This window comes from Meiothermus sp., assembly GCF_026004115.1.
Classification (GTDB): domain Bacteria; phylum Deinococcota; class Deinococci; order Deinococcales; family Thermaceae; genus Meiothermus.
The window spans coordinates 1,459,828-1,484,776 of the sequence record NZ_BPIM01000001.1 but is presented as its reverse complement, the minus strand read 5'-3'; the positions used below and the strand labels follow the sequence as shown (position 1 = coordinate 1,484,776).

General features: G+C 61.4%; 23 protein-coding genes and 1 tRNA gene. 9 read left to right on the top strand and 15 right to left on the bottom strand.

The features are described from left to right. Positions 1–48: 48 nt before the first annotated feature. Complete coding sequence (locus tag Q0X23_RS07090; RefSeq protein WP_297859651.1) at positions 49–816, bottom strand: ABC transporter ATP-binding protein; 768 nt, start codon at positions 814–816, stop codon at positions 49–51. Between the two features lie 446 nt (positions 817–1,262). Here Q0X23_RS07090 and rpmH point away from each other — a divergent pair, with 446 nt between their 5' ends. From rpmH to Q0X23_RS07055, 7 genes are all read left to right on the top strand, one after another. Beyond that, positions 1,263–1,421: a 50S ribosomal protein L34 gene (rpmH, locus tag Q0X23_RS07085; protein WP_119341620.1), complete on the top strand. Its 159-nt coding sequence runs from the start codon at positions 1,263–1,265 to the stop codon at positions 1,419–1,421. 137 nt (positions 1,422–1,558) lie between these two features. Next, positions 1,559–1,891, top strand: a complete 333-nt coding sequence (rnpA, locus tag Q0X23_RS07080) for a ribonuclease P protein component (protein WP_297859650.1) — start codon at positions 1,559–1,561, stop codon at positions 1,889–1,891. Positions 1,892–1,938: 47 nt separating this feature from the next. Next, positions 1,939–2,196 carry a membrane protein insertion efficiency factor YidD gene (gene yidD / locus Q0X23_RS07075; RefSeq protein WP_186814635.1) on the top strand — a complete coding sequence of 86 codons (258 nt, stop codon included), beginning with the start codon at positions 1,939–1,941 and terminating at the stop codon, positions 2,194–2,196. 13 nt (positions 2,197–2,209) lie between these two features. Then, positions 2,210–3,586 carry a YidC/Oxa1 family membrane protein insertase gene (locus Q0X23_RS07070; protein ID WP_297859649.1) on the top strand — a complete coding sequence of 459 codons (1,377 nt, stop codon included), beginning with the start codon at positions 2,210–2,212 and terminating at the stop codon, positions 3,584–3,586. 416 nt (positions 3,587–4,002) lie between these two features. After that, positions 4,003–4,623 carry a R3H domain-containing nucleic acid-binding protein gene (locus Q0X23_RS07065; RefSeq protein WP_297859648.1) on the top strand — a complete coding sequence of 207 codons (621 nt, stop codon included), beginning with the start codon at positions 4,003–4,005 and terminating at the stop codon, positions 4,621–4,623. Further along, on the top strand, positions 4,607–5,506 hold the full coding sequence (gene prmC, locus Q0X23_RS07060; RefSeq protein ID WP_297859647.1) for a peptide chain release factor N(5)-glutamine methyltransferase: 900 nt from the start codon (positions 4,607–4,609) through the stop codon (positions 5,504–5,506). Before Q0X23_RS07065 ends, prmC begins: the two co-directional genes overlap by 17 nt. Before the next feature lie 39 nt (positions 5,507–5,545). Further along, positions 5,546–6,322 carry an inositol monophosphatase family protein gene (locus tag Q0X23_RS07055; protein ID WP_297859646.1) on the top strand — a complete coding sequence of 259 codons (777 nt, stop codon included), beginning with the start codon at positions 5,546–5,548 and terminating at the stop codon, positions 6,320–6,322. A gap of 398 nt (positions 6,323–6,720) precedes the next feature. Here the strand turns inward: Q0X23_RS07055 and purD are convergent, their stop codons facing one another. The 10 genes from purD to Q0X23_RS07005 form a co-directional block, all read right to left on the bottom strand. Beyond that, positions 6,721–7,974, bottom strand: coding sequence for a phosphoribosylamine--glycine ligase (gene purD / locus Q0X23_RS07050; RefSeq protein ID WP_297859645.1), 1,254 nt, complete (start codon positions 7,972–7,974; stop codon positions 6,721–6,723). A 70-nt stretch (positions 7,975–8,044) separates the two neighbouring features. Then, a complete protein-coding gene (purN, locus tag Q0X23_RS07045; RefSeq protein WP_297859644.1) occupies positions 8,045–8,665 on the bottom strand; it encodes a phosphoribosylglycinamide formyltransferase in 621 nt (206 codons plus the stop codon). Further along, a complete protein-coding gene (locus Q0X23_RS07040; RefSeq protein WP_297859643.1) occupies positions 8,662–9,315 on the bottom strand; it encodes an HAD family phosphatase in 654 nt (217 codons plus the stop codon). Before Q0X23_RS07040 ends, purN begins: the two co-directional genes overlap by 4 nt. A 159-nt stretch (positions 9,316–9,474) precedes the next feature. Next, on the bottom strand, positions 9,475–10,083 hold the full coding sequence (locus Q0X23_RS07035; RefSeq protein WP_297859642.1) for a dihydrofolate reductase family protein: 609 nt from the start codon (positions 10,081–10,083) through the stop codon (positions 9,475–9,477). 10 nt (positions 10,084–10,093) lie between these two features. Continuing rightward, positions 10,094–10,990, bottom strand: a complete 897-nt coding sequence (locus tag Q0X23_RS07030; RefSeq protein ID WP_297859641.1) for an MBL fold metallo-hydrolase — start codon at positions 10,988–10,990, stop codon at positions 10,094–10,096. Between the two features lie 102 nt (positions 10,991–11,092). After that, on the bottom strand, positions 11,093–12,451 hold the full coding sequence (locus Q0X23_RS07025) for a M20/M25/M40 family metallo-hydrolase (RefSeq protein WP_297859640.1): 1,359 nt from the start codon (positions 12,449–12,451) through the stop codon (positions 11,093–11,095). Between the two features lie 46 nt (positions 12,452–12,497). Then, positions 12,498–14,117, bottom strand: a complete 1,620-nt coding sequence (locus Q0X23_RS07020) for a long-chain fatty acid--CoA ligase (protein ID WP_297859639.1) — start codon at positions 14,115–14,117, stop codon at positions 12,498–12,500. A gap of 127 nt (positions 14,118–14,244) precedes the next feature. Further along, a complete protein-coding gene (locus Q0X23_RS07015) occupies positions 14,245–15,159 on the bottom strand; it encodes an MBL fold metallo-hydrolase (RefSeq protein ID WP_297859638.1) in 915 nt (304 codons plus the stop codon). A 121-nt stretch (positions 15,160–15,280) separates the two neighbouring features. Further along, positions 15,281–15,979: an endonuclease V gene (locus tag Q0X23_RS07010; protein ID WP_297859637.1), complete on the bottom strand. Its 699-nt coding sequence runs from the start codon at positions 15,977–15,979 to the stop codon at positions 15,281–15,283. A 214-nt stretch (positions 15,980–16,193) separates the two neighbouring features. After that, positions 16,194–16,269, bottom strand: a tRNA-Arg gene (locus tag Q0X23_RS07005). Positions 16,270–16,312: 43 nt separating this feature from the next. Here Q0X23_RS07005 and Q0X23_RS07000 point away from each other — a divergent pair. Together Q0X23_RS07000 and ndk are read left to right on the top strand one after the other, a co-directional pair. Next, the gene (locus Q0X23_RS07000) at positions 16,313–18,178 is read left to right on the top strand and encodes a peptidyl-prolyl cis-trans isomerase (RefSeq protein WP_297859636.1); all 1,866 of its coding nucleotides are present in this window, start codon (positions 16,313–16,315) and stop codon (positions 18,176–18,178) included. Between the two features lie 119 nt (positions 18,179–18,297). Then, positions 18,298–18,714: a nucleoside-diphosphate kinase gene (gene ndk, locus Q0X23_RS06995; RefSeq protein WP_119339883.1), complete on the top strand. Its 417-nt coding sequence runs from the start codon at positions 18,298–18,300 to the stop codon at positions 18,712–18,714. A gap of 41 nt (positions 18,715–18,755) precedes the next feature. Here ndk and Q0X23_RS06990 read toward each other — a convergent pair whose 3' ends face one another. The 4 genes from Q0X23_RS06990 to Q0X23_RS06975 all read right to left on the bottom strand — a co-directional run bounded on the left by Q0X23_RS06990 (position 18,756) and on the right by Q0X23_RS06975 (position 24,362). Then, positions 18,756–19,118 carry a DUF86 domain-containing protein gene (locus Q0X23_RS06990; protein ID WP_297859635.1) on the bottom strand — a complete coding sequence of 121 codons (363 nt, stop codon included), beginning with the start codon at positions 19,116–19,118 and terminating at the stop codon, positions 18,756–18,758. After that, complete coding sequence (locus Q0X23_RS06985; protein WP_297859634.1) at positions 19,115–19,498, bottom strand: nucleotidyltransferase family protein; 384 nt, start codon at positions 19,496–19,498, stop codon at positions 19,115–19,117. The genes Q0X23_RS06990 and Q0X23_RS06985 overlap by 4 nt, the downstream gene beginning before the upstream one ends. A gap of 21 nt (positions 19,499–19,519) precedes the next feature. Then, complete coding sequence (uvrB, locus tag Q0X23_RS06980; protein ID WP_297859633.1) at positions 19,520–21,529, bottom strand: excinuclease ABC subunit UvrB; 2,010 nt, start codon at positions 21,527–21,529, stop codon at positions 19,520–19,522. Between the two features lie 124 nt (positions 21,530–21,653). Beyond that, positions 21,654–24,362, bottom strand: coding sequence for an S-layer homology domain-containing protein (locus Q0X23_RS06975; protein WP_297859632.1), 2,709 nt, complete (start codon positions 24,360–24,362; stop codon positions 21,654–21,656). Between the last annotated feature and the right edge of the window lie 587 nt (positions 24,363–24,949).

Below are 24,949 nucleotides of genomic sequence, written 5' to 3'. Positions count from 1 at the left end.
TGCAGGTCGGAGGTACTTTTGCTTCCTGGACCGAAGACCTGAGACCGCCTAAGCCGCATGATCCACCCCCACATAGGCTTCCTGCACCCTGGGGTTCTGGCTAACCTCTTCGGGGAGGCCAGAGGCAATCACCTGGCCGAAATCGAGCACATAGACCCGGTCGGAGATATCCATCACTACCCCCAGGTCGTGCTCGATAAGAATAATGGTAGTGCCCCGCTCGGCCCGGATGTCCAGGATGAAGCGCACCATGTCTTCTTTTTCTTCCAGGGTCATGCCGGCCATGGGCTCATCGAGGAGCAGCAGCTTGGGCGAGAGGGCCAGCGCCCGGGCGACCTCGACCCGTTTGCGTACCCCGTAGGGCAGATCGCCAACCAGGGCTTTGCGGTAGGGCTCGAGTTCCATGAAGTCGATAATCTCCTCGCAGAAGCGGCGGTTCTCCACCCCCACCCGCATGGCCCGGCCATAAATCAGGATGTTGTCCAGCAGGTTGTAATGCCCAAAGGTGTGGCGGGCCATCAAGAGGTTTTCCAGCACCGACATGCCGGTGAAAAGTTCGATGTTCTGGAAGGCCCGGGCAATGCCGTACTGGGTGACCTGGTGGGGGGAAGCGTGGGTCAGGTCGTGCCCCTCAAAGGTGATGCGGCCCGTACTGGGGTGATAGAAGCCCGATATGCAGTTCAGAAGGCTGGTCTTGCCCGCCCCGTTGGGGCCAATTACCGCTACCAGCTCGCCCTGGGCGACCTCGAGGGAAACCCCACTGAGCGCATTCACGCCACCAAAGTTGAGCGTCACATTCTCTACCCTAAGCTGCACCGGCCCTCCTTAGCTATGGTCTGTCTCAAGCTTATCTGAAAAGCAATGTCGTTGCTTGCGTCAGTCCTAGATACGAACAAACGAGCGTTTGGTTGGGGCTGAGTATAACCAGGCACTCCCTGCATGTCAACGTTTTGTGGCGTCATTTGCAAAAAAACGTTATATTACAGGCATTGCGGAAAAGTTCGTTTTTTTGTCATGGAGACTGGCTACCTCTGGATCGGCTCGAGGGACAGCGTTTCTAAGGCCCTACCTCCGCAGATTTTCCATCGCCTAGCATCTTCCTCCTGGCTTGCCCTTCCCACCGCTTTTTTTGTACGCCAACCGTACCCCGCTTCCCGCCTCCGCGCAGTTGTGCTACACTTTTAGGGTTGCCTGGCTCGACCCGGCAGAACTTTTGTCTGGCAAATCAGGGGTCGCAACCCTGGCCAGCTTTGGAGGAAGCGATGAAACGCACTTGGCAACCCAACAAGCGCAAGCGGGCCAAAACCCATGGTTTCCGGGCCCGCATGAAGACCGCCGGAGGCCGCAAGGTGCTGGCTCGCCGCCGTGCCAAAGGCCGTGTAAAGCTAAGCGTTAGCAGCGAACCTCAACTGAGCCGTTAGGCCCAGGGTGTTCGCATAGCTCCCCGCTTCTGGGGAGTTTTTTTACCTCTAAAGTACCGGGGGAAGGGGTCAGGGGGCAGAAAACCTATCATTCTTCCCTTATCCCTGGCCTTATCCCTGGCCCCTCACCTGTTCCCATGCCGTTCTCTTCACTCAAGGGAGAAAAAGCCTTCCAGCGCCTTCGGGGAGGGCGTGTAGGGCGTGGAAAGTACCTGACCGTGCGCTGGTTTCCGCTACGCCCTACAGCCTTCAATCCGGTGCGGGTAGGCATTGTGGTGTCCAACAAAGTTTCCAAAAAAGCCACTGTACGCAACAAGATTCGCCGTCGCCTGCGGGAAATTCTAAGAAAAATGCATCTGCCGCCCTGCGAGATGGTGATCGTGGCCCAAGCCGAGGCAGTAACTGCCTCCTACTGGGACTTACTCAAAGATTTAACCCATGCCCTAAAAAAGAGCGGGCTGGTACAATGACACAGGTTGGTTTGCCCTATTGTGGGAACCTGGAGTGTTGGTCTGAAATGTTGAATCAAATTCTGATGGGGAGCGTGCGTTTTTATCGGCGCTTTATTTCGCCTTTGAAGCCGCCCACCTGTCGCTTTTACCCTACCTGTAGCCACTATGCGCTGGAGGCCCTGGAGCGCCACGGGCCTTTTTGGGGTTTGTACCTGAGCACCAAGCGCATTCTGAAGTGCCACCCCCTGCACCCCGGCGGGCTGGATTACGTACCCCAAGAACGCCCCAGAGTCCGCTGGAACCCCCTGGACTCGCTGAAATAAAAGGAGCTACTGGATGAAACGCTGGTTCTGGACAAGTTTGGCTTTGTTTGCCCTGGCCCCCGCCTTTGCCCTCACGCCCGAGTGGCGCGATGTGGACGTCAACAAAGATGGCAAGCCCGAAAAGGTGGCCGTCACCAACCTGGCCGACATTGCCTTTAACGAGCAAGGGCAAATTGCAGGCTGGTACATCAAGACCGTGCGCGCTACCGACTTCAAGGGCAACTACGACCGCGCCCCCAACCTGGTTCGGGTCGGCCAGGCCTTGCCCGGAACCCTCGAGGGCTTCTCCCCCAGCCAGCGTGAGTTTATCCGCCGCGAACAGGGCAACCCCGACGCCGACTTTATCGCCCGCTTCAGCAATGGAGAAACCACCCTTACCTACACCATCCACCCCCGCTTCCTGACTATTGATGTGGAGGTGCAAAGCCCCAGCCCCCGCAAGCTGGTCTGGACCGGTATTGGCGGCACCGATAGCCCCATCACCAAGTGGCTGGGCCAGGGCAATCAGGAGCCCCTCAACGCAGGGCAGGGGCCCGCAGTGTACGTAGGCTGGCAAACCCAGAAAAGCACAGGTTTTGCCATGTTCGTGCGCCCCCAGACCCCCACCCCCATCACCCTGACCCAGCTCAACGGGGCCGGTATTGCCGAGATTTCGGTTCCGGCGGGTGGCTTCGGCCTCAAGGTATATGGCGGCGCCAACGAGCTGGTGCGGCTCAGTGTAGAAAACTTCTACGAGCTACCCGGGGTTTTCCAGCCCAATATCTGGGGTCAAATTTCGCTGGGGCTGCTGTGGCTGTTTGAAGAGGCCCACCGACTGGCAGGGGGCAGCTGGCTGTTGGCAATCGTGCTGATCACAATCCTGATTCGGATACTGTTTTGGCCCTTGATGCATCAACAATACAAGAGCATGGCCGAAATGCAGAAAATCCAGCCCCTGATGAAGAAAATCCAGGAAAAATACAAGGACAACAAGGAGAAGCAGCAAGAGGAGATGATGAAGCTCTACCAGGAGCACAAAATTAACCCCCTGGGAGGCTGCTTTCCCCTGCTCTTGCAGATGCCCATCCTGTTCTTGATGTTCAAAATCATGTCGGGCTATGAGTTTGGTCAAGGATTTCTTTGGGTTCCAGACCTGGCATTACCCGATCCGTTCTACATTCTTCCCGTCATTTACATACTGGTCATTTTCTTATCCACGCTGATGACCGCAGCAGGAAACAAAGATGCCATTCGGCAAGGGATAATAATTAATCTAGTCTTTGCCTTTATTCTATTTAGCTTTCCTGCGGGGGTAAACCTGTATTACACCTTGTTCACGATACTGGGTGTAGGTCAGCAGTACTTAATAAACAAGCAGCTTGGGATTGGAAAACCCTCCGCAGCCAGCTAGCAGTTTGGTTCTTAAACCCCAGCCGATAAACCGACTGCGCAATTGACATTGCGCAGTCGGTTTGACACATTCCTATAGAAGAAGGTGGGCATCGTGGAAATCCTGATGGAACTTCTGGGAATTTACAGTACGTTCCTCAGCAATTTTCTCTGCTAACAAGTCATAGCAAACTTAATCTGCTCGCACCCACGAGGGCCGATACATGAAGTAAAACCTCTTCTTCCTCCCTCCACGGGGGAGGCTAGATGGGGGGTCTAATACCCGACCAGGTCGCCTGCCTACGCGCATTTTTTGCAATACCAGCTCTCTAAAGCGCGCTTAGCCAAGGTTTGCAGCAGTTTACGCACCGACCCCGCACACCCCACTAAAGGGTGCTTTTTGTTCGTGCCTGGTAAGCTATAATCGGACGATTGCATATGGATGACAAAAAGCGAGGACTTGATGATCTGTTATCCGACCTGGGGATCGGGGAGAATGAAACCGCCCCGGAGGTCGTGTTGAAGGAGGAAGAGGCAGCCCCCATCGTGACCCCGGCCACCCCGGCGCAAGACCCCAAAAGTGTTTTAGAGCACTTTATGGTGGGGCTATTGCTGCGGCTTGACCCGGCTTACTCGGTGGACATTGTGCAGGAAGGGGAGCTTTTCCGGGTGGAAATTCTGGGCGGCGACTCCGGGCGGGTAATCGGGCGGGAGGGCAAAACCCTGCAAAGCCTCGAGTTCATCGCCAATGTGGCCATGGCCAAGCACTTTGGCTCGGCCTATCGGGTGGTGCTGGATGCTGCCGGCTACCGCCGCCGCAATGAGGAGCGCATCCGCCGCATGGCCTCCGATGCAGTGTTGCAGGTAGAGGTGAGCGGGCAGCCCATCGAGCTGCCGCCCATGCGCCCCAGCGAACGGCGCCTGATTCACGTGATGCTCAAACAACACCCCAAAGTGACCACCACCTCGGTGGGGGAAGGGGAAGAGCGCCATGTGGTGGTGCTGCCCCGGGATGGGAGCCAGCCCGCGGCAGCAGAAGAGGGTGGATCCGACGAGTAGGAGCTATCTGGAACTTTTACGGGCATTCCAGCGGCAGCTCGAGACCGCCCAAAAGCCCGCCGCCGAGTCCCGCTGGATTGTAGGCCATGCCGCTGGCCTGGACGACGAACAGCTAGCGGCTCGGCTGATGCAGGCTGTTCCGCCGGATGTAGAAGAGGCCGCCTGGGCCATGCTGAATCTACGCTTAAGCGGCTACCCGCTCCAACTGCTGCTGGGCGAGACCGAGTTTTATGGGCTAAGGCTACGGGTGGAGCGGGGGGTCTTGATTCCCCGGCCCGAGACCGAAGGGCTGGTGGAACACGCCCTGGCCGACCTGTCGGTGGAGGCAGAAACCCGGGTGCTGGACGTGGGCACGGGCAGCGGGGCCATTGCCCTGGCCATCAAGACCATACGCCCCAAAGCCACGGTATGGGCCACGGACATCAATCCCAAGGCCCTCGAGCTGGCCCGGCGGAATGCCCTGAACCTGGGCCTCGAGGTCACCTTCCTGGAGGCCCCCTTTACCGCCGACCTGAGCGAGCTGGATCTGATTGTCTCCAACCCGCCCTACCTGCCCGACAGCTACCGCCCAGAGGCCCCACCCGAACTGGCCTACGAAGACCCCAGCGCCCTCTATGCTGGACCCGAGGGGCTCAACGTGGCCCGCGAGCTCTTGCCCCATGCCTGGAAGGCCCTCAAACCCGGTGGCTGGCTATGGCTCGAGTTGGCCCCCGAGAACGCCTATACGCTGCTGGGGGAAGCCAGCGCGCAGGGCTGGCGCGGAGCCAGGGTACTGCGTGACCTGGCTCAACAACCCCGCTACCTGGCCTGCCAGAAGCCCTCCCACTCCCCTGTCGAATCGGAAGATGAGGACGCCGACTTATTGATCCCGGATAACGAATAAGGCGGCAGAATCTGCAAAAACCGCGATAGAATCTGCCCTATGGACTTGCGTGCGTACCTGCAAACCGCCCTCGACGCAGCTTATCTGGCCAGAGGCATCCACCTGTACTACCAGGAAAAAGGCTTTACCCAAAGCACCAAATCCACCCCAACCGACGTGGTGACCCAGGCCGACCACGAGTCCGAAGCGGCCATACGCGAACTCATCGCCTCGCGCCACCCCGAACACGTGGTGCTGGGCGAGGAGCAAGGCCAGGACAAGGAAGGGGCCTTTCGCTGGATTGTGGACCCCCTGGACGGCACCGTCAACTACGCCCACGGATTTCCTTTTTATGCGGTGAGCATTGGCCTGGAAGCCCACGGCGAGGTGGTGCTGGGGGTGATCCTCGACACTGCCCGCAATGAGCTTTTTACCGCTATCAAGGGCCAGGGCGCCTTTCTAAATGGTCGCCCCATCCACGTCTCTACAAGGGATACCCTGCTGGGCAGCCTCCTGGCTACCGGTTTTCCCTACGATGTGAGCAAAGATGCCGAAAACGTAACCTACTTCCAGCGTGCGCTGGCCAAGGGGCTCATGGTGCGCAGGCCCGGCGCCGCCGCCCTCGACCTGGCGTATGTGGCCGCGGGCCGGCTGGATGGTTTTTGGGAGGTGAAGCTCAACCCCTGGGACGTGGCCGCCGGCTGGCTGATCATCACCGAGGCTGGGGGTAAGGTTACAGACTTACAAGGCGAGGCCTATCGGCTGGGCAACCGCTATCTGGTGGCCTCAAACGGCCTGATTCACGATCGTTTGCTTCAGACCATCCTGGGAACATGAGCGAAGCCTCGCCCCCTCCACCCAATCCAGCCGCGGATCCAGAGGCTATCTTTTTGAATCCTAGAGCACACCCCTCCCGAACGGTCGGCAAAAAATGCGTCTCCCTTCCAAGGGGCGGTATCGCCCTCCGCTACGCGGATAACTTCCAAGGGGCGGTATCGCCCTCCGCTACGCGGATAACTTCGGCCCTGTTAGTTCGCCGCCATCCGGAGCCGAACTAACCGAATCTGGTATTAGATAAAAGCAAGCGGCTCTGCCTGGCCTGTGGCATGGAGTTGCCCCAGGGCTTTATAGCCTGCAAGTTGCAGAGGCCCTGCCCATATTGTGGGCACAAGTACCCCCTTGGCGACTGCTCGGATTGAGCCTTTCGGCTCGGCCCCAAATCAAAGTATCGGCTGCTACCCCACGTTGGTTACGACCTTGCGCCCGATATCCCGCCGGTATAGGGCGTGCTCAAACTTGACTGCAGCCACCCCGGTATAGGCCCGCTCGAGCGCTTTCTTCAAATCCTCACCCAACCCCACCACGCTGAGCACCCGGCCCCCGTTGGTCAGCAGGCCCTGGGGGCCCCGGCGGGTTCCGGCCTGGAAGTAGAGCACCTGCTCGGGGGGCTGCAGGGGTAGGGATAAGGGCAAGCCCTTGTGGGGGTCGTCGGGGTAGCCCGGCGCGGCCATCACCACGCAGGCCGAAGCCCAGGGGTGCCACTCGAGCTTTACCTCGTGCAGGCGGTCCTCTACCACCGCCAGGGCCAGCTCGAGCAGGTCGGTTTCCAAGAGGGGCAGCATGGCCTGACACTCGGGGTCGCCAAAGCGGGCGTTGAACTCCAGCACCTTGGGCCCTTCGTCGGTCAACATCAGACCGGCGTAAATAACCCCTTTGTAGACAATTCCCTCGGCCCTGAGGCCATCTACCAGGGGCTTGAGTACCCGCTCTAGAATCTCGGTCATCAGGCCCGAAGCCAGGGGATAAGGGCAGATGGCGCCCATGCCGCCGGTCATGGGGCCGGTGTCGCCGTCTTGCAGGCGCTTGTGATCCTGCGAGGGCAGCAGGGGCCGGATGGTTATGCCATCGGTCACGGCCAGCACGGTTACTTCCGGGCCGCTCAAAAACTCCTCGATGACAACCTCGGCCTGCTCGGCTCCCGAAAGAATGTTGGCCACAGCCTGTTTGGCTTGCTGGAGGCTGGTGGCTACCGTGACCCCTTTGCCGGCGGCCAGGCCGGAATCCTTGACCACGATGGGGGCCCCCACTGTCTCGAGGTAGGAAAGCGCATCCAGCACATCGCTGAAGGTCTTGTGCCTGGCGGTAGGAATGCCCAGGCGCTCCATCAGCCCCTTGGCAAAAGCCTTGGAGCCCTCAATCATGGCAGCTTGTTGGGTAGGCCCGAAAATTTTGAGTCCCCTGGCCAAAAACGCATCGGCAATCCCCTCCACCAAAGGCGCCTCGGGCCCCACCAGGGTCAGTTCGATGCCTTCCCGGTCGGCCCACTCGGCCAGTTGGCCCACATCGCCATCCCAGGGAACGCACTCGGCCAACTCGGCCATGCCGGGGTTGCCCGGCGCAGCATAAAGTTCGCTGACCAGCGGCGACTGCGCCACCTTCCAGCACATTGCATGTTCTCGCCCACCCGAACCCACCACCAAGACCTTCACGCAGCCAAGAATAACAGGGGTTGGGGAGCAGGGGGTAGGGGTCTGGGCAAAGGTATAGCCGCTCTGCGCCTTATACCCTTCCCTGCAACACCCTTCGCACCGCCTCGGGGTAGGCCAGGTGTTCTTGCTCGAGGATGCGGGCGGCCAGGGTTTCTTCGGTATCGCCCGGCAGTACCGGTACCCGGCGCTGCAAAATGATGGGGCCGGTGTCCATGCCGGCATCCACAAAATGCACCGTACAGCCCGACTCAGACACCCCGGCCTCCAAAGCCTGGCGCTGGGCGTTTAGCCCCGGAAACCGCGGCAATAGCGAGGGGTGGATATTGAGGATGCGCCCCTGCCAGGCCTGCACAAACGCTGGCGAAAGCAGGCGCATAAAACCCGCCAAGAGAATCAGGTCTATGCGGTGTTCGTGCAGGAGCTGGCCTGCAACCCGCTCGAACTGCTCGCGCCCGGTTTTGTAGGCCACCCCCTGGTCGCGGCTCTTGGGCCAGGGTACGTATTCGGCCTCGACCTGGGCTTCGACAGCTTTTTGCAGGGCCAAAGCCTCGCGCCGGTCGGAGATGACCAGCACGATGTGGCCCAACGGGTTGTCGTGGGGGAAAGCCTTTAGTAAGGCCTCCAGGTTGCTGCCCCGCCCCGAGGCCATCACTGCGATCCGGGCCGGGCGTGGCAATGGGAAATGGCTCATTCGATGACCCTCCAGTTGCGCTTTTTGGCCAGTTCGCGCAGCCTGGGTTCGGGATACACCGCTACCGGCTCTTCGGCCAGCTCGAGCATGGGCAGGTCGGGCAGGCTATCGCCGTAGGCCGCAAAGAGGGCCTCGCCACGCAGCAGCTTACGCAGGTGCTCGGCTTTGTGCACCCCTGAGCGCACCGGCCCCCGCAGCCGCCCGGTAAAGACGCCGCCTTCGATCTCGAGGGGTGTCCCCAGGGCCACCACCCCTTCGCCCATTCGCCGGGCAAAGGCCTCCAGGATGGGCTGGAAGGTGGCCGAGCACAACACCAGGCGGCGCTCCTGCTGCTGAATCTTCTGAAGTTCGTCGAGCACCTGGAGCCGCCGCCTGGGCCAGAGTTCGTTGGTGACCACCCACTCGCTTACCGCTACCAGTTCTTCCGAGCGGAGTCCGGCCAAAAGCCTGGCAGCCCCTTCCATAAAGCGATCCTGGAAGGCCCGCTTGTCTATCCAGCCCATTTTTGCAGCAACTGCACCTGGCAGATTCCGATAGAAAAACCGCTGGTACTGCCCGGCCCGCCCGTGGGCCTGCATCCAGGCCGCCATACCCCGCCAGGTTTCGCCGGTGGTGAGGGTACCTTCCAGGTCTGCAGCGATGGTGTTCATACCTTGAAAAATATCACTGTTGTGGTGTAGTCCGCTACTTTCCCATAACCTGGAAACAAGTAGCCCAGCCACAGGTTATCTTCCTGCCAGCAGACGTATTTTTGCTTGACCATACCCATACTCTAGTCCGTCTGCAAAGGCCACGTCGATGTACACCTCTCAAGAAAAAGACGATACGGGCGGCATCTGGCCCATGGGCTCATAGGTAGCCATCAGCACGCCGGTGCTCGAGGCCACGCTGTTCACCAGCTTCAGGCTCGCGGGCGGTGTTCCCTGGCCAAAGAGCCGCTTACCCTGGCCCAGCGTTACCGGGAATATCTGAACAATCAACCGATCCAGCAAGCCCGCCCCCAGCAGTTGGGGGTAGAGCGTCGAACTCCCCTGCACCAGCAGGTCGGGGCCCGGGGTGGCCTTGAGCGCCCGCACCGCTTCCAGGCCGCTCAGCCGGTGGCTGTTGTGCCACGGGGGGCTCAGGTCGCGGCTGGTGAGCACATACTTGGCTGTGGGGTTGAAGCGCGCCGCAATGGGGTTGTCCGGGGGCACCTGGGGCCAGTAGGCCGCAAAAATGTCGTAGGTTCTGCGCCCCAGCAGTAGCTCGTAGGACGGCCCCAGCAAGTAACTCCGCACCACCTCACGGGTGGTATCATCGGAATAGGTCCAGATCCAGCCCCCCAACGAAAAGCCCCCGCTGGTGTCCTCCTCCGGCCCGCCGGGGGCTTGCATTACGCCGTCCAGCGAGACATACACAGCTCCGACAATCCTTCGCATTGCATCAACTCTACGACATCACCTCTTCCGGATGGTGCTTGTTCCAGTAGCGCACCAGCCCGTCCACGCTCATCCAGGAGGGGTCGGCAAACTCGTACTCCTGCACCTCCTCATCGGAGAGGCCCGCAGCCCGCAGGGTAGTGGCCACGTAGGCTTCAAACTCGAGCACCATCTGCTCGCGGGTTTGGCCGGCCTTGAGCTTTTGCTTGATCCAGTCGGCCCACTCCAGCAGTTTGTCTTCCAGAGCGCTCAGGTGGGGCTCCACGTCCTCGGTCTGGCCAAAATGGGTCAGGTAGAGCTTGCGGGGCTTCAAGGCGCGAATTTTGCCGAGGGAGGCCAGCCAGGCTTCGATGTGAATCTCCGGCGGGGGGCAGGGCGGCAGCACCGGGCCGCGCCCGATCTTCACCCCCGTTACATCACCCCCAATCAACGCGTCGCCAATCAAAAAAGCGTGGTGGTGGTAGGCATGGCCGGGGGTCTCGAGGGCCTTGATCTCGAACTCGCCCACCCGAAAGACCTCGCCATCCTCGATAATCTCGACCTGCTCCTCCGGCACATAGCCCATCTGGCCCCACAGGGCTTCCATCTGCTCGCCGTAGATGCGCGTGGCCGAGGCCCAGAGCTTGCTGGGGTCTATCAGGTGGGGCGCTCCTTTGGGGTGAACGTAGATGGTGGCCCCCCGCTCGGCCATACGCCAGGCCGCCCCGGCGTGGTCGAGGTGGATGTGGGTCACGAACACTTGCCGAATGTCCGAAGCCGCATAGCCCAGCGCATTGAGGCCATCCAGGAGCACCGAGAAGCGCGACTCGGGCCCGGTTTCAAAAAGCACCGGCCCCGCCTTTGTTTCCAGCACAAACGAGGCAATCACCCTGGGGGCCCGGTCGTGAAGGTCGAGAATGTGGATCACAAACTTATTCTACGCAAGTCCCGTAAAGCTGCACCTGAGCTTTCGCGGCCCCAGATGCCATCCTGCCCTGCCGGCGTGGGGCTTTCAGTCTACCGCTTCAGGCTACCCCCAAATACCAGCAAAGCCATCCAGAATCCGGGCGATGTGCCGCGCAGCGTTGTGGAAGTCCTGGATACGAATGTTCTCGTTGGGGGCGTGGGTGCGGTTGGTAATGCCAAAGCCTACCCCCGCATCGATCACCGGGATGCCCAGGGGCCTGGCAAAGGCATAAACGGGCGAGCTGCCGCCGGTGAGGGGGATAAGCTGGTAGGGCTTCTGGTAGACCTCCTCGGCGGCCTTTGCGGCCAGCCGCACCAGGGGGTGGTCGGCCTCCGACCTGGCGGGGAACATGTAGTCGGTATAGGTGATGCGCACGTCGGTAAAGCCCTCGGCGTCGAGGTGGGTGCGTAGCTTTTTCAGGATGTCGGTGGGATCCTGGTCGGGCACCAGGCGGAAGTCCAGCTTGGCCGAGGCTTTGGCCGGAATGACGGTCTTGTTACCCGGGCCCTGGTAGCCGGTAATGATGCCCTGAATGTTGCAGGTGGGGTTGAAAACGGCTTTTTTAAGCTCGAAGCCGGTAAGCCCCCCCACAAACCCGCGCACCTCGAAGGTCTCGCGCAGGTAGGGTTCGTTGTCGGGCAGGCGGCGCAGCAACTCCAGATCGAGTTCCGAGATGGGCTTCACGTCGTTGTAGAAGCCAGGAATCAGGATGCGTTCGTTTTCGTCCTTGAGTGAGGCCAGCACCCGCACCATCCGCCAGGCTGCGCTGGGCAGGATGTGGGCGCTGCCGGAGTGGGCATCGCGGGAGAGGGTCTGGACTTCCAGCTCGACTGCCAGAATGCCGCGTCGTCCGAGCGATGTGCCAGGCCGCTCCTCGAAGTCGATGCCGCCTTCCTCCCAGATGGCCCCGTCGCAGCGGAGTAAGTCCAGGTGGTCTTGCACAAACCGGGCGATGCCGGGGCTGCCGACCTCTTCGTTGCCCTCCACCACAAACAGCACCCCGCAGGGCAGCTCGCCCCCATGGGCGGCCCGCACCGCATCCACCGCCGCCAGGCGGGCCATGAACTCGCCCTTGTCGTCCTTGGCGCCACGGGCAAAGAGCTTGCCCTCGCGGATTTGCGGCTCAAAGGGGGGCGAGTCCCACAGCTCCAGCGGCTCGGGGGGTTGCACGTCGTAGTGGTTGTAAAACAGCAGGGTACGTTCGGATCGGCCCCTGGCCCGGCCCACAATCACCGGGTTGCCGTAGCCCTCGATCTTCCAGGTCTGGAAGCCGTGTTGTTGCAGGGCTTGTTCTACCAAATGGGCGCACTCGAGCACCCCCTCGCCGGTGGCCGAGACGCTGGGCTGGGCGCAGAGCCGGATGGTTTGCTGCAGGTAGGCCTCGAGGTTTTCTTGCAAGAAGCGGTCTATGGCGCTGGACATGGCTAGAATATACGCCCTGTCATGGCTCTGTGCTAAGAAGAGCGGCTCAGGCGGAGGTCGTTCGGGTCTTGTAGTCGCTGAACTGCTCGCGCAGCCTGGACTTCAGAAACTTGCCGGTGCTGGTGCGGGGGATTTCGTCCACAAACACATAGGCATCGGGCAGCCACCACTTGGCAAACTTGGGCTCGAGGAAAGCCCGAAGCTCCTCGGGGGTCACACGCTGCCCGTCCTTCAGTACAACGGCAGCCAGGGGGCGCTCATCCCACTTGGGGTCGGGGATGGCCACGACCGCGGCCTCCTTCACCGCCGGGTGGGCCATCAGGGCGTTCTCGAGGTCAATCGAGCTGATCCACTCGCCCCCAGACTTGATCAGATCCTTGGTGCGGTCGGCAATCCGGATATAGCCTTCGGGGTCGATGGCCACCACATCGCCCGTGCGGAACCAGCCATCCGGGGTCCACTTGTCCGACTCTTCCTCGAGGTTGTAGTAGCTTTTGGCCACCCAGGGCCCGCGCACCTGCAGTTCTCCCAGCGACTGCCCATCCCAGGGCACCTCGCCCTGCTCACCCACCGCCCGAATCTCCACCAGGGGGGTTGGCACGCCCTGCTTGGCCCGGTAGCGGTACTCCACTTCGGCATCACCCCGCAGATGACGCTTCAAGCGGCTGGTGGTGCCCAGGGGGCTCATCTCGGTCATGCCCCAGGCGTGCAGCACCCTCAAACCAAACCGGTCAAAAGCCCGAATCATGGCTTCGGGGGCTGCCGAGCCACCCACCACCATCTCCATGGGTTCCAGCTTCCAGCGCCCCGGCTCCTTTTGCAGCGCCTGCAAGACCCCCAGCCAGATGGTTGGTACGCCGGCAGTCTTGGTCACGTGTTCCGATTCGTACAGGTCCAGTAAACTCTCAGCGTCCAGGTGCGGCCCCGGCATCACCAGCTTGCTACCCGTCATTACCCCGGTAAAGGGCAGCCCCCAGGCCAGCACATGAAACATGGGCACCACCGGCAGCAGCACATCGGTACTGGCCAGGTTCAGCGCATCCGGCAGGGCCGAACCCAGACTGTGCAGCACAATCGAGCGGTGCGAGTACACCACCCCCTTGGGCTTCCCGGTGGTGCCGGAGGTGTAGCACATTCCGGCGGCATCGCGCTCGTCGAGGCTGGGGTAGGCAAAATCCGGGTCACCTGAGGCCAGGAAGTCCTCGTAGCTTTCCAGGCCCTCCGGCACCGGCTGGCCCGAAAGGGGCACCACCAGCACCCGCTCGAGCTTTACGTGCTCCCTGACCGCCTCGTAGAGCTTGAGGAGCACGTCGTCCACAATCAGGATTTTGTCCTGGGCGTGGTTGATGATGTAGGCAATATCGGAGGGGTGGAGCCGCAGGTTGAGGGGGTGCAAGACCCCCCCGGCCACCGGGATGCCGAAGTAGGCCTCGAGGTGCGCGTAGGTGTTCCAGGAAAGGGTGGCCACGCGGTCGCCCTTCTGCAGGCCCGCCTTCTGCAAGGCCGAAGCCAGTTGGCGGGAGCGCCGGTAAAAATCGCCAAAGGTGTAGCGGTGGAGCGATTTATCGGGCAGGCGGGTCACGATTTCTTCTTTGGGAAAGAGCTGGCCGGCCCGCTCGAGGAGGTGCACGAGCGTTAGCGGAAAATCCATCATGGTGGACTGCATAGGCTTCTCCTTTGCTTTGACTGATGATACGTCTTGCGTGGTAACAAAAGTATAAAACCCTCCCCGAAGGCTCGAGGAGGGTGCTTCAAGGTTCATGCTACCCGCTATAAGCCATTCGCCATCCGGATCAGAAAGTGAAGAACGCCGGCACAAACTCGTAGGCATTGCCCGCCCGACGCACGTAGCCCACCCCCGGCCAAGCAAAGTGATAGCCCACCACCGCAATGCGGTCGGCGGCAGCAGCCTGCCACAGCCGCGCCCGGGTGGCCACGGCCTGCTGGGGGTTGGCGTCGAAACCCAGGTAGTGGTCGGGGAAGCGCAAGGAAAGAATGTAGTGCCCGCCAGCGTCGCCCAGGTGCCACAGCGTCCGCCCCCCCGAGGTGATCTGTACAGCCAGGTGGCCCACGGTATGGCCGGGGGTATCCACAGCGGTCACGCCCGGTGCAATTTCGGCCCCAGGGCGCACGCGGGTAAAGCGGTCGCGCAGGGCTACCAGATTGGCCGGAGGGTTGGCCTGGGAGAGCCAAAACTGGAGTTCGGTCTCGCCCATGATGTGCTGTGCGTTGGCGAAAACCGGCTGGCCATCGCGCACCAGACCGCCGATATGGTCGCCGTGACCATGGGTAATGAAGACGGTGTTGATATCGGCAGGCCGCAGGCCGGCGTTGGCCATGTGGGCCAGGAGCTGCCCAGCCTGGCCCCGCCCGGTGTCTACTAAAATCCTGGCCCGACCAGTATCGATAACCATGGGGTTGAAGTTGTTGATGAACTGGGTGGGCTCGAGGAAGTTTTCCCGCAGCGCGGCCTCGAACTCGGCCTGCTTGCCGGGGGTAGCACCCCAGTTGGGGAAGGCGTTGCCGGGAGGGGTCTGGCCATCGCTCAGCACCGTGAGGGTGTAGTCCCCCAGCTTGAAACGATAGAAGCCTGACCCATTGGGCATGGCTGGGGTCTGTTGGGCCATGGCGGGTAGTGTACCGGCGGCAGCCACTGCACCGGTAGTACCCAGCAGCTTGAGCGCTTGACGGCGTGAAACCTTTTGCATATTGACCTCCTCGGGTTTTTCGCTTTGGTTGACGAAATAAAGTACATTAAAAACCCTAGTTTAGGTCGCCAGACTTAATGTGAGTCCAATTCACATTGCCCACAGCGCGCCGTACCAGCTTTCATTCATGTGCCGCCAGCCGCCGCCGCGCTCCGGCTTCCTGGTGCGCCAGACGCAGGGGTTCGGGTAGGCGATATTTGCCTGCAAACAGACGCACAAAGGCCAGGCTTTCTTTCATGCCCACCCGGTGTCCAGGCGAGATAAAGAGTGGTCTTACCCCTGTGCGGCTGCGATAGACCCAGCCGATCTGCTCATTGTCATTCATTAACCGTACCGTCGAACCGGCTTCCTGGGGTAGTTCGGCCTCCGGTTTGCCAAACAGCAAGGTCTTGGCGACCCCGATGGCCGGTAGATCCAGGTGCACCCCCAGGTGGGCCGCAATACCCAGCCGCCTGGGGTGGGCAATCCCCTGCCCATCGACCAGCAGCACCTCGGGCGGGCGGGATAGCTGGGCCAGTGCAGCCAGATAGAGCGGGGCTTCACGGAAGGACAAAAAACCGGGTACGTAGGGAAATAGTGGGGCCTCGTCCATTTGCGTCGTGGCGACCTCGAGCACCTCGCCCTTCTCCATATCCCACAACACCGCCGCCGCTATCGAGGGGCCTTTTTGCCTGGAAAAGCGGGTCGGGTGGGAAGCATCCAGGGAGACAACATAGCGAACAAACGCTGGATTCCCTCGTAAGATCACGGCCTCCGCCAACGACTTCTGCATCGCGGCGGCTTCGCGCAGGTCTTTGGGCTTTGGAAAGGGGGCAGGCATAAGCAGTCTGCGATATTCGCGGGAAGCGCGATCAGAACCCAGGCATATCCCCGACAAATCGTAAAGCCCAATCTCCGGATATGCTACAATCGGCCCTTGGTGTAGGTTCGCTGACACTTAACCCTGGTCTTACCAAGTCGGGGTACAAAGAGTTCAGTGGGGCGATGCTACCGGAAAAAAGGCCGGGCTCAGCCCGACCCAGGGAAGATGAAGATGGCGCACCCGACAGGACTCGAACCTGTGGCCTTTCGCTCCGGAGGCGAACGCTCTATCCACTGAGCTACGGGTGCAACAGCACAAAGAAGGGTAGCACCGCACAGAGGAGGCAGTCAAGTGTTTGGAATCAACAGACGGGTTGTTGCGATTATCTTCGGGGTTCTGGCCCTGGCTTTTGTGGTGGGCTCGGTCCTCTTATTTACGCCCCAGGGCCAGCGCAGTACCCAGGGCAAGACCGAGTTCACCGTGAATGGCCGCCCGGTCTACGAGCTAGACCTGGCCCGGGCCCAGCAGAATGACCCCATCTTGAGCACCAATCCCCAGGGGCTTCTGAAGAATCTGGCCGATGTTAACTTTGGCGAGCGCTTTGTCATCACCAATGCGCTTCTGCAAGATACGGCCCGTATTGGGGTTTCCAGCGGGGAGCTCAAGAAGGAACTCGACACCATCAAAGAACGCTTCGGCCTGCAAAAGAAGGAAGACTACGACCGCTTCCTGACCCAGGTAGGCTATACCGACTCGCAACTGCGCAACGAATTGCGCGATCAGATTCGCATCAACAAACGCATCGAGGACATCCAGAAAAAAGCCGAGCCCACTGAAGAAGAGATGCGCCTCTACTTTGAGCTCAACCGCGATCAGTACAAAAACGAAGCGCGCGTACAGGCCCGCCAGATTGTGCTCGACGACAAGGCCACGGCCGACAAAATCTATGCCCAGGTCAGCGCTTCCGGCGCCGACTTTGCCGCCATTGCCAAGGCCAACTCCAAGCTCAACGCCGAACAAGGCGGGGCCCTGGGCGCCGAGGCCGGCAAGAGCGAACCCGGCCCCGTGACCCGGGTGGTCTTCCCCAATGCCGTGGCCGATGCCGTGTTCAAGCTGCGCGATGGCCAGATCAGCAAGCCCATCGAGGCCGGAGGCCGCTTCTACATTGTCAAGGTGGAGAAGTACCTGCCCGCCGGCGAGGTGAAGTTTGAAGAAGTGAAGGATCGGGTCAAGGAAGATGCCAAGCGCATCAAAGGCCAGGGTGCGCTGGAAGCCTACATCGAGGAGCTGCGAAAAAAGGCCAACGTAAAGTTTGCCGAAGGGGCTACCTTCAAGTTTGAAAACCCGGTGGTGGCAAAGGTGGGCGAGACCGAAATCAGGCTGGCCGAAGTGACCCAGTCGGTCTTTGCCAACCAGCAGGTGCCCCAGCTGCTACAACAGGGCCTGGGGGAGCTGGCCGTGCAGTTCTTCATGCCCCAGACCCTCGAGCAGCTCATCAGCCGCGAGGTCGTCTACCAGGCCGCCAAGGGCCTGGGCCAGCCCTTCTTCGGCTCCAAGACCGACATTGCCAACCAGGCCCAGCTCTGGCAAACCCGCAATATTGCCGTCTCGGACACCGACGTTCGCAAGTTCTACGACGCCAACCTGGCCAACTTCACCATCCCGGCCTCGGCCAGGGTACAGGCGGTGAGCTTCAAGAAGGAAGACAAGGCCAAGGCCGAGGCCTTCCGGGCCGCGGCCCTCAAGGGCGGCAAACTGGAAGACTTGGCCAAGGCCAACGGGGGCACGGTGCAGGACTTTGGCGTGGTCAACCCGGGTACCATGCCCCCCGTGCCCAACCGGCTGGTCTTCCTGACCCGAGGTAGCTTCCCCAAAGGCCCGCTGGGCGAGGTGAGCGAGGTGGTGAAGCTCGAGGATGGCAGTTTCCAGGTACTGATCGTCAACGACCGCAAGGCTGAAGTTTTGCGTCCCTTCGAGGAGGTGAAGGAGCAGGCCCGCCAACAAGTACTGGCCACCCGCCGGGCCGAAGCCGCCCAGAAATGGGTAGAAGAGGTGCGCAAGGCCGCCAAGGTAGAAAACAATCTGCAAAAAGTGTTGGCGGCTCTAACGCCCAAGGAAGAGCCCAAAAAGGAAGAGCCCAAAACCAATGGCAACCAGCCGGGCACCAGCGCTCCGAGCAACCCCTCCACCCCGGCCAACCCCCCGGCCAATCGCTAACTCTGCAGGGGGCATGACCCTCCCCGCTTTGGGGAGGGTTTTTCTTTGTACCCCAAAATTGGCTGGCGGCGACACAGACCTTCTGCAATTGGCGCCGAGCGTGTAAACTCTACTGCGGTATGGAACGCACCTACATCATGGTCAAGCCCGACGGCGTGCGCCGGGGCCTAACGGGCGAAATCATCAACCGCATCGAGCGCAAAGGCTTCAAGATTGTGGCCATGAAGAAAATGGTCATTGCCCGCGAGACCGCCGAGACCCACTACGGCGAGCACAAAGGCAAACCCTTCTTTGAGGGGCTGGTTAACTTTATTACCAGTGGGCCGGTGGTGGCCATGGTGGTGGAGGGCCCGGGGGCCATTGCCGAGATGCGCCGCCTGATGGGCGCGACCCGCCCCTGGGAGGCTGCCCCCGGCACCATTCGCGCCGATTTTGCCACTACCGTGGACGAGAACATCATCCACGGCTCCGATGGCCCCGAAAGCGCGGCGCGTGAGATCGGGATTTTCTTCAAGCCCGAAGAGATTATCGGCTAGCGCCGTCGCCGCCGCCTACCCTTCCCGGCGGCTGTAAAGTTCTAGCTAGAATCTCGATCCCCCTCGAGGCCGCCGGCGCCTTCGTCAAGCAGGTTCGCCACTTCAAATTGCACTTCGGGCAAGCTGTTCTCGATAACGTCCCACACCACCTCTACCGCTACCTCGTCGTAGTCGTGAATGAGCACATCCCGAAACCCGGCCAGGCTGCGCCAGGGAACCTGGGGGTGCTGCATCCGAAAAGCGGGCGATAAGCGCTTGGCTGCCTCGCCCATGACCTCGAAATTGCGAATCACTGCATCGCGGATCAGTTTGGAGTTTTGTAAGTCCTGTAGGCTGTGCGCGGTTTCTAGGATAAAGTTGGCGGCTTCAAGGATCTGCCGCAGGTAAAGCCGAGGGTTCTTCACAGCTCTACTGCCTCGGCCCAGATACTTTCTTGTACCTCGGGGTGAAGGTGGGCCACTTCTACCACCTCCACAGGCCAACCCAGGAGGGCCTCGAGGCCTTCCTTGAAATCCAGCCGGTCTTCTAGCTTGGCGCGAGTAAACCTGGCCAGGAAATCCACATCGCTTCCGGCCTGGGCAGTTCCCCGCACCACCGAGCCAAACAGCCACAGTCGCTCCACCCCACAACGCTGAGCCAGGGCCCAAATAGGCTCGCGCAGGGCCAGCACCACCTCCTTCGTCAAAGGAGGGCGGGTACGGGCCTCGAGGTCGTCCAGAAGCTCTTCAAGCTGAGCCGGGCTTAGGGCCTCGAGGTGCTGGAGGATGCGCTCTCGAACCGTCATGCATTTAGTGTACAAGACCTGCTAGCGCCGTCGCCGCCGCCTGCCCTTCCCGGCAGTGGTGGGCTCGGGCAGGCCCTTGAGGCGGGCCTCGAGGCTCCGCATCTGGTCGCGCAAGGACGCGGCCTTCTCAAAGTCGAGGGCCTCGGAGGCCGCCCACATCTCGGTCTCGAGCTGCTCCAGCAGGCTCTGGAGCAAAGCGGGGTCGTCCAGCACCATCTCGGCGGCCTCGGCCTCGTAGTCTTCAGGTTTGACCACCTTGCGCACCGATTTCTGGATGGTGGCCGGGGTGATGCCGTGTGCGGCGTTGTAGGCTTCCTGGATGGCCCGGCGGCGGTTGGTCTCGTCTATGGCAGCCCGCATCGAGTCCGAAACCGTATCAGCGTAGAGAAACACCTCGCCCCCCACGTTGCGGGCGGCCCGGCCAATGGTCTGGATGAGCGAGCGCTCGGAGCGCAAAAAGCCCTGCTTGTCGGCATCCAGAATGGCCACCAGCGAGACCTCGGGCAAATCGAGCCCCTCGCGCAGCAGGTTGATGCCCACCAGGGCATCGAAGTAACCCAGCCGCAGGTCGCGCAAGAGGGCCTGCCGCTCGAAGGCGTCGAGTTCGTGGTGCAGGTAGCGAGCCTTCACCCCGTGCTCCACCAGGTAGGCCGTGAGTTCCTCGGCCATGCGCACGGTGAGCACGGTGACCAGGGTGCGCTCCCCCCGCGCCGCGCGGGTGCGGATGGCCCCCATCAGGTCTTCGATTTGACCAGCAGCAGGTTTGACCGTAACCAAGGGATCCAAAAGGCCGGTAGGGCGGATGATCTGCTCGACCACCCGGCCCGAGACCTCCAGCTCGTAGGGGCCGGGGGTGGCCGATACAAAAACGAGCTGCCCCACCCGCTCTAAAAACTCGCCAAACTTGAGGGGGCGGTTGTCGAGGGCGCTGGGCAGGCGGAAGCCGTAGTCCACCAGGGTTTTCTTGCGCATGTAGTCGCCGTTGTACATCCCCCGAAGCTGCGGCGCGGTCACGTGCGACTCGTCCAGGAAGACCAGATAATCCTCGGGAAAGTAGTCCAGCAGGGTGTAGGGCGCTTCGCCGGGAGCTTTTCCGGACAAAAAGCGGCTGTAGTTCTCGATACCGGGGCAGGTGCCCATGACCTCGAGCATCTCCAGGTCGTACAAGGTGCGCTCCTTGAGCCGCTGGGCCTCCAGCAGTTTGCCCTCGGCCTCGAACACCTTGAGCCGCTCCTCCAGCTCCCTCTTAATCTCCGGGATGGCCTGCTTCAAGCGCCACTCCGGGGTGGCGTAGTGGCTGGCCCCCAAAAGCACAAACCCCGGCAAATCTTTGAGCCGGTCGCCCGTCACCGGGTGCACCACCGTCACGCGGTCGATGGTGTTGCCGAATAGCTCGATGCGGATGGGCTCCTGCTCGTAGGCCGGCCAGACCTCGAGCACCTCGCCTTTGGCCCTAAAACGCCCCGCTTCCAGTTGCAAATCGCCCCGTTCGTACTGCAAGTCCACCAGCCGCTCAATCAGGGCTTCGCGGGGGTAGTCCTGCCCCACCTCCACAATCAGGCTCATGTTCTTGTAGTCTTCGGGGCTGCCCAGGCCGTAGATGGCCGAGACCGAGGCCACCACAATCACATCGCGCCGCGTAAGCAGGCTGCGGGTGGTGGAGTGGCGCAGGCGCTCAATCTCGGGGTTGATGGCAGCATCCTTCTCGATGAACAAATCGCGCCCCGGCACGTAGGCTTCGGGCTGGTAGTAGTCGTAGTAGCTGATGAAGAACTCCACCGCGTTCTCGGGGAACAGCTCGCGGAACTCGGCGGCCAGTTGGGCGGCCAGCACCTTGTTGGGGGCCATCACCAAGGCCGGGCGTTCCAGCCGCTCGATTACCTTGGCCATGGTCACGGTCTTGCCGGTGCCGGTGGCCCCCAGCAGGGTCACGAAGCGCTCCCCATCGCGCAGGGCTTCCGCGAGACCGGCAATGGCCTGGGGCTGGTCGCCTTTTGGCTCCGGGCCCTGGTAGCGAAACACATGACTCATCTAAACCCCCGGCGTTCTGGCATAGATTGTTAATTTACTTCTTGGGGTAGTTTTCTGTCTAAATCAGAACACAATGTACACAAAAACCCCGCCCCAAAGGGCGGGGATACGGGCTTCTAGGGGCTTAGAAGCTCAGGGTGTAGAAGACGCGGAAGCCACGGCCCACGCTCTCGATGGTGCTGAAGTCGGTACCGTTGCTGTCTAGGTCGAACACACCGTACCAGATGCCCCAACCCGCGTAGGTGTAGCGCACCTGGATGCCGCGAACGCCGCCGTCGCCTGTAAATTGTGCAACAGGGCCAAAGCCGCCGTTCGGGCCGTTGAAGAGTCCGTCGTTGGTGGTGGTAAAGGGGTTGTTGAACCCGCGGGTGGTATAGCCGCCCACCCCGCTACCGGTCACCTGGGCCGCGTCTACGTTGAGAGTGGCCCCCGGCAACAAGAAGTTGGCAAAGCCTAGGCCCACCCGGATGAGGGTCTCGCTGGCATCGGTGCCGCTGGCGAAGTCGGTGTTGCGCAAGGCATAGGCACCGTTGAGGCTGATGCCGAAGAAGAGCGGCTGGGTGCTGGCCTGGATGCCGAACTTGAGGGTCGAGTAGCTCACCTCGGTGCCCGGTGTGGTAGCGGCAGTGTAGCTGTGGTAGCGGAGGTTGGGCGTGAAGGTAAGGAAGCCCAGGTTGATGGGGTAGCTGGCCTCACCCACCAGGTCGGTACGGGCGCCGTTGCTGCCGAAGCCTGCGTTGGCTCCATCCGAACTACGGAACTCAAAAGCCAGGTTCAGGCCGCTGATCAAAGCCCCGGAAGCGGCCCCATCGTGCGCCACACGAACCCCCAGGTTGGTGCCGAAGGCCGCGCGCGTCGCCGGGCCCCGGTTGGAGTAGGTGTTGCCCACCGAGTACTGCGCAGCGCCCGCGGTGCTGGCGTTGTTGAGATAACCCGTTACGTTAAAGCCGGCGATGGGCCCAAGGGTGACACCCACCCCAAAAGCGGTGGTGTCTGGGGTTAGGGTAAGCTGCGGTACGCGGCTGTCGAGGTAGCCGTTCACCCCAATGATGCCCAGCGAAGCCGAGGCAATCAGACCAAAGCCCGCACCGGCGTTGGCGGGGTTGAAAAGGCGGTCGGTGTCGTCTTGGGAAAGACCCATGGAAGTGCCGGCCGCCGCATCGGTCCAGTTTCCGGTAGCGAAGCCGGGGTTGATGGAGCGGTAGTTCCCGCGCAGGCTGATGGGGCCCAGCGAGGTGCCCGCCTGGACGTAGAAGAGGGAGCCAGCGGTGTTGGTGTTAATGTCGTTGGAGTTAATGAACTCGCCTTCGAGGTCCAGGAAGCCCAGCAGCTTGCCGCTCCAATCCACACCGACTACGGCTTTGCGGTCATCGGCCCCAGTGCCCCGCAGGTCGTTCTCGGCGTAGTTCACGCCCAGGTTGAGGCCCAGCAAGTTAATGGCGCCGCGGATACCGAAGTAATCGCGGTCCGCTGCGAGCGCGTTCGCAGCGGTGCTGCCCAGCACAATGGTGAAGTTGGGTGAGAGCAGGGCCTTGGTCAGGTTGGCGCTCACCACAAAGCCGCTGCCCGCGGCCGTCGCGTTATTGTTGAGGAAGTAGGGCGTGAAGCGGAAGGTGTTGCTGATGCTATAGCGCAGGCTGACCGGCTGGCCGTCCACATTGCCGGAAACGCTAACCCCCCTGAGCGAGATCGTGTTGGCGGGCACCTGAAGGCTGCCATTGCCAGCGGAGAAGCGTAGGGCCACGCTGGCTTCAGCAAGATTGAAGCCGCTGCCGGTGCCGGGGGTGCGCTTCAGACCAAAGGTCAGGTCGGCCTGGCCCAGGGTATCCGATGCACCGGCTAAGTCGGTACCGTCGCTATCGTTCGCGAAACCCGCTGCCGGGAAAAGGCGGTCGATGTCGAAATCGGCGCCGGTGGTAAAGCGGTAGCCATAGCGGCCCAGCAAGGAACCGGTCAGGGTCGGCCGGGTGGCTTCCACTGCGGCCAGACGGCTGTCCAGCCCACTCACACGGGTATCCAGGGCGCTCACCCGGTCGGAGAGGCGCACCAGGTCGCTGCGCAGGGCGGTGGCGAACTCCTGGATGGCGCTCAGGTCTTCGCGGTTGGCGAAGCTCTCAAAGTCCACGTCGCCCAGTTGCTTCTCGAGGGCGGTGACGCGGTCTTGCAGGCTGAGCACGTCCTGGTTCAGCAGCACGGCCAGCTCGTTGAGGGCGCGGATGCTGTCGGCATCGGCCTCGACCTGGGTCTTGAGGGCGGCCACATCGCCTTCCACGCCGTCCAGGCGCTCGGCCAGGATCTGGGCCTGGGCCAAAGCGGTGTCGGCGGCCACGCTGGCGGCTTCGACGCGGTCGGCCAGGTCGGCCAGGGCGGCTTCGTCCATGCCGGACGGAGCGGGCTCGGCCTTCATGCCCTTGAGCTCTTCGATGGCGGCCTCGAGGCGGGCGATGTCGTCTTTGGAAGCGGCGTTATCTTCCAGGGCCGAGACGCGCACACCCAAAGCAGCCAGCTCGGCGGCCAGTTCCTGCACCGCGTTGCGGATGGCGGTCATGTCCTCTTCGCTCATGCCGCCGCCTTGACCCTTCACGCACTCGCCGCCCTGCTGAATCTCGTTGAGCAAGCGCTGGAAGATCAGGGCAGCCTGGTAGCGGGTCAGGTTGGTGTTACCACGGAACGTCCCGTCGGGGAAGCCCGTGATAAGACCGCAGGCCGCGATGCGCTCGACGGCTTCTTTGGCCCAGTGTCCGGCGGGTACGTCGGAGAACTGTGCCTGACCGAAGCCTAGACCGAGCACGGTCAGCAACCCAGCCAAGTAAACTACTAGCTTCTTCTTCATTCTGCCTCCTCAAACTCTCGTGTTGTGTCCAGATGGACACACCACAAGAACCTGATGTTGCGGAGGTGCGGGATTTCTTTTACGGGGCGAGTTGCCGTGTTTCCTCTCCCAAAAAAACCCTTACATCCGCAACGGACGCCTGGTAAGAGACGACCCCATTCACGGGGCTCAAAAAGCTCTCACCTTGCGCATCCGGGGGGCATCATACCCGTGTATTTGTCGGGCTGTCAAGTATGAACGGGCACACAGACGAAAAAACCGTACAATAAGTAGGGCTTTATTAAGCCCAGAAAGGAGACCTGACTACAAAGTGAGGAGCGCAGGGGGTAAAGGTGGTTCCAATAGGGTCGGTTAGCAAAAACCAATTCTGCTCCCACCCGGAAAGCCATCTTTTACCTTACGAGGTGGCGGTCTCTGGTAGAGATAAGCAGCGAGCTGCGAAAGATCGAAGGTTCCGCGGATGCCGCCAGGGCGTGAACCCCGCCCTCTCCGCTGGCCCCAGAAGTACGGGTCAGAACAGCTCCACGGGAAAGCCAGAAGCGCGAGCGCTGGACAACCAAAGAGCAGGGTTCAAGGGAATCAGAAGA

Bases quoted from the DNA above. Each gene is read 5' to 3' on its own strand.
- rpmH (WP_119341620.1), top strand. From the start codon at position 1,263: ATGAAACGCACTTGGCAACCCAACAAGCGCAAGCGGGCCAAAACCCAT.
- rnpA (WP_297859650.1), top strand. From the start codon at position 1,559: ATGCCGTTCTCTTCACTCAAGGGAGAAAAAGCCTTCCAGCGCCTTCGG.
- yidD (WP_186814635.1), top strand. From the start codon at position 1,939: ATGTTGAATCAAATTCTGATGGGGAGCGTGCGTTTTTATCGGCGCTTT.
- Q0X23_RS07070 (WP_297859649.1), top strand. From the start codon at position 2,210: ATGAAACGCTGGTTCTGGACAAGTTTGGCTTTGTTTGCCCTGGCCCCC.
- Q0X23_RS07065 (WP_297859648.1), top strand. From the start codon at position 4,003: ATGGATGACAAAAAGCGAGGACTTGATGATCTGTTATCCGACCTGGGG.
- Q0X23_RS07055 (WP_297859646.1), top strand. From the start codon at position 5,546: ATGGACTTGCGTGCGTACCTGCAAACCGCCCTCGACGCAGCTTATCTG.
- purN (WP_297859644.1), bottom strand. From the start codon at position 8,665: ATGAGCCATTTCCCATTGCCACGCCCGGCCCGGATCGCAGTGATGGCC.
- Q0X23_RS07040 (WP_297859643.1), bottom strand. From the start codon at position 9,315: ATGAACACCATCGCTGCAGACCTGGAAGGTACCCTCACCACCGGCGAA.
- Q0X23_RS07035 (WP_297859642.1), bottom strand. From the start codon at position 10,083: ATGCGAAGGATTGTCGGAGCTGTGTATGTCTCGCTGGACGGCGTAATG.
- Q0X23_RS07025 (WP_297859640.1), bottom strand. From the start codon at position 12,451: ATGTCCAGCGCCATAGACCGCTTCTTGCAAGAAAACCTCGAGGCCTAC.
- Q0X23_RS07020 (WP_297859639.1), bottom strand. From the start codon at position 14,117: ATGCAGTCCACCATGATGGATTTTCCGCTAACGCTCGTGCACCTCCTC.
- Q0X23_RS07015 (WP_297859638.1), bottom strand. From the start codon at position 15,159: ATGCAAAAGGTTTCACGCCGTCAAGCGCTCAAGCTGCTGGGTACTACC.
- Q0X23_RS07010 (WP_297859637.1), bottom strand. From the start codon at position 15,979: ATGCCTGCCCCCTTTCCAAAGCCCAAAGACCTGCGCGAAGCCGCCGCG.
- ndk (WP_119339883.1), top strand. From the start codon at position 18,298: ATGGAACGCACCTACATCATGGTCAAGCCCGACGGCGTGCGCCGGGGC.
- Q0X23_RS06985 (WP_297859634.1), bottom strand. From the start codon at position 19,498: ATGACGGTTCGAGAGCGCATCCTCCAGCACCTCGAGGCCCTAAGCCCG.
- uvrB (WP_297859633.1), bottom strand. From the start codon at position 21,529: ATGAGTCATGTGTTTCGCTACCAGGGCCCGGAGCCAAAAGGCGACCAG.
- Q0X23_RS06975 (WP_297859632.1), bottom strand. From the start codon at position 24,362: ATGAAGAAGAAGCTAGTAGTTTACTTGGCTGGGTTGCTGACCGTGCTC.